Annotated in this window: 2 protein-coding genes; both read right to left on the reverse strand. The window is 48.6% G+C overall.

Annotated features, from left to right (window positions below):
* Positions 1–766: restriction endonuclease (locus tag GX117_05245; protein ID NLO32749.1), on the reverse strand; the 766-nt coding region annotated here is incomplete at its 3' end.
* Complete coding sequence (locus tag GX117_05250) at positions 759–1,424, reverse strand: SAM-dependent DNA methyltransferase (protein NLO32750.1); 666 nt, start codon at positions 1,422–1,424, stop codon at positions 759–761. The genes GX117_05250 and GX117_05245, both read right to left, overlap by 8 nt.
* Between the last annotated feature and the right edge of the window lie 126 nt (positions 1,425–1,550).

The raw sequence follows: 1,550 nt of genomic DNA on the forward strand, positions 1-1,550 counted from the left end.
AATAATCAACGAGTTGTCTTATTCTAGTATCAGATATCATTTGTTCTCGGAAGGTATCTAAGCCTTTGCCGCCTGCAAACCATCTGGAAGGAATAATCAATGTTAAATAACGTGGCATTAATTTTTTAGCCTGTTGAACAAAGTGATGGTATATAGGCTTGGCGCTTGCGGCATTCCCCCCATCACTGAGTTGATAAGGCGGGTTTCCGATAATAACATCGAATTTCATATCGAAAATAGTCTCCGGCTTGGTGTTATGGATGAATTCATAGGCGTAGGTTTCCAGTGTTTCATCGCGGTCGTATTCGGTTTTGGAAGCGCCGCAGAGGGAACACTTTTTATTGCGCCACTGATGTTGAATTTTCTTGAATCGTATATTGCCCTCGCCATTATCAAAGCGTGAGATGGAGTAGGGGCCGTTTGGGAATTTGGAGCAGTAGAGGCTTCGCCGTGATAAGAGAGAGGTTAATTCGGTAATGGCGATGCCGTAGAGCTGTCTGTGCAGGATATGGTCGATGCGCTCTTGTAAAGAAGGGATTTGATATTCGAGTCCGTTTAGGAGGCGCTTGGCAATTTCTCGAAGGAACACGCCCGATTTGCAGACGGGATCCAAGAAGGTTATATGGGGATCAGTGAAGAGTTCTTGAGGGAGCATGTCGAGCATTTGGTTGACGATGCCGGGCGGTGTGAACACTTCATCATTGGACAGATTGGCGAGGCAGTCGAGGACATCAGGATTGTAGGTGTTGGTATAAAAATCAGTCATGTTCTTGCACCCTCCTGTAATGAATGGGCGGGAACTCTTTGACAGGTTTCAGTACGAGCTCCCCCCGTTCATTGCATTCATAGGCGCTGCTTTCGTCGAAAAGGGTCAGCTGCACCATGTTGTCCTGTGCTTCAAGCATATGATCCAGTCGAAAATCACGCCGTTTAAGCATGGCTTCTTTTAGGGGAGACCATTCGGCGAAGAGGATTGGATTCCCGTCGTTTTGTTTCATGGTAAGGGCGTCACCGCATAAGATGTTGTGGCGCAGTATATGGCGCACGGCTTCGCGTGTATCGTCGTTCGCCTCGTCTTTTGAGTGGGCCGTATATTCGCTGTCGAAAAGGTGGAAGAGCCGTTTGCGGCATTCTTCAGTATTGTCGGGCAGCAATTCGACGCCGTAAATGGAGGTAACAGCGATGACGGCGTAGCGTTCGTAATCGGCGGGGTGGCTGCCGTAGCGTGATTTGACGACGGCGAGTTTGCGCCGCAGAATTTCGGCGAGAAAATTTCCGGTACCGCAGGCAGGCTCAAGAAAGCGGCTGTCGATGCGTTCCGTTTCTTGTTTGACCAAGTCGAGCATGGCGTTGACTTCTCGGTCTGATGTAAAGACTTCGCCGTGATCAGCAACACGCTTTTTTGACTTGGTTTGCTTCTTCATTTGGTGTGCCCCCCGTAAACTGGTCCATGTATAATGAGAGTTTCGCATCTGCCCTTCGGGCAAGGAGACTTGATTATGTCGAAAAGGAAACGTCACAATCCGGAACAGATCGTTCGCAAACTTCAG

The organism is Candidatus Hydrogenedentota bacterium, assembly GCA_012523015.1.
Classification (GTDB): Bacteria; Hydrogenedentota; Hydrogenedentia; order Hydrogenedentales; family CAITNO01; genus JAAYBJ01.

Bases quoted from the DNA above. Each gene is read 5' to 3' on its own strand.
- GX117_05250 (NLO32750.1), bottom strand. From the start codon at position 1,424: ATGAAGAAGCAAACCAAGTCAAAAAAGCGTGTTGCTGATCACGGCGAA.